Origin of the sequence: Enterobacter cloacae complex sp. 2024EL-00227 (assembly GCF_043945315.1) — a bacterium.
GTDB classification, from domain to species: Bacteria; Pseudomonadota; Gammaproteobacteria; order Enterobacterales; family Enterobacteriaceae; genus Enterobacter; species Enterobacter roggenkampii.
The window spans coordinates 1-1,331 of the sequence record NZ_JBIMQP010000062.1; the positions used below are offsets into that span (position 1 = coordinate 1).

Below are 1,331 nucleotides of genomic sequence, written 5' to 3' on the forward strand. Positions count from 1 at the left end.
TAGACTGGCCCCATGAATCTCCAGACAGTTGGTATCACTTAAGTTAGTGATAGTCTTAATACTAGTTTTTAGACTAGTCGTTGGAGTCCGAATGATTGATGTTTTAGGTCCAGAGAAGCGCAGACGGCGAAGTGTTCAGGAAAAAATCGCCATTGTTCAGCAGAGTTTTGAGCCCGGAATGACCGTGTCGCTGGTCGCCCGTCAGCATGGCGTTGCTGCCAGTCAGCTGTTCCTGTGGCGTAAGCAGTATCAGGAAGGCAGCCTTACAGCCGTTGCCGCAGGAGAACAGGTTGTGCCCGCGTCGGAGCTGGCATCTGCGATGAAGCAAATTAAAGAGCTGCAGCGCCTGTTGGGCAAGAAAACCATGGAAAACGAGCTGCTAAAAGAAGCCGTTGAATATGGCCGACAAAAAAAGTGGATAGCGCACGTGCCCTTGTTACCGGAGGATGGCGAATAAGCCTTGTCAGTCGTTGCCTCCGGGTCTCACGTGCGCAACTGCATGCCATAGCCCGTCGGTCGAAGGACTGGCAGGATCGTCGGTGCAAGCGCAAGCCTGATGATACTGACGCGCTGGCCCGTATCCATACCGTTATCGGCGATCTGCCCACCTATGGTTATCGTCGGGTATGGGCACTGTTGCGCAGACAATCAGAAACTGACGACATGGCGGTGATCAATGCCAAACGCGTATACCGCATCATGCGTCAGAATGCGCTGCTGCTTGAGCGTAAACCGGAAATACCGCCATCGAAGCGGGCGCATACAGGGAAAGTGGCCGTTGGAGAAAGTAACCAGCGGTGGTGCTCTGACGGCTTCGAGTTCAGCTGTGATAACGGTGAAAAACTGCGGGTCACGTTCGCTCTGGACTGTTGCGATCGCGAGGCACTTTACTGGGCGGCCAGTAACGGTGGATATGACAGTGAAACCGTGCAGGACGTCATGCTGGGTGCCGTGGAGCGTCGCTTCGGTAACAGCCTGCCGACATCCCCAGTTGAGTGGCTGACAGACAACGGTTCAGCCTACCGTTCTTATCAGACGCGTCAGTTCGCCAGAATGGTAGGACTGGAGCCTAAACATACGGCGGTACGTAGCCCGGAAAGCAACGGGATGGCAGAGAGCTTCGTGAAAACGATGAAGCGCGATTACATCAGCATCATGCCGAAACCCGACGGGTTAACAGCGGTAAAGAACCTTGCGGAGGCCTTCGAACATTACAACGAATGGCATCCGCATAGTGCACTGGGGTATCGTTCGCCACGGGAATATCTGCGGCGGCGAACCAGTAATGGGTTAAGTGATAAAAAGTGTATGGAAATATAGGGGCCAATCCA

1 protein-coding gene is annotated in these 1,331 nt (G+C 53.8%); it reads left to right on the forward strand.

All coding sequences use genetic code 11. From position 1 onward, the window contains the following. The first annotated feature begins 91 nt into the window (after positions 1 to 91). Positions 92 to 1,320 (forward strand): IS3-like element ISEc36 family transposase gene (locus ACHH0Z_RS25545; protein ID WP_154298512.1). Its coding sequence is split into 2 segments (ribosomal slippage): positions 92 to 407 and positions 407 to 1,320, totalling 1,230 coding nucleotides; the frame shifts between segments, so codons are not numbered across the junction. The last annotated feature ends 11 nt before the right edge of the window (positions 1,321 to 1,331 follow it).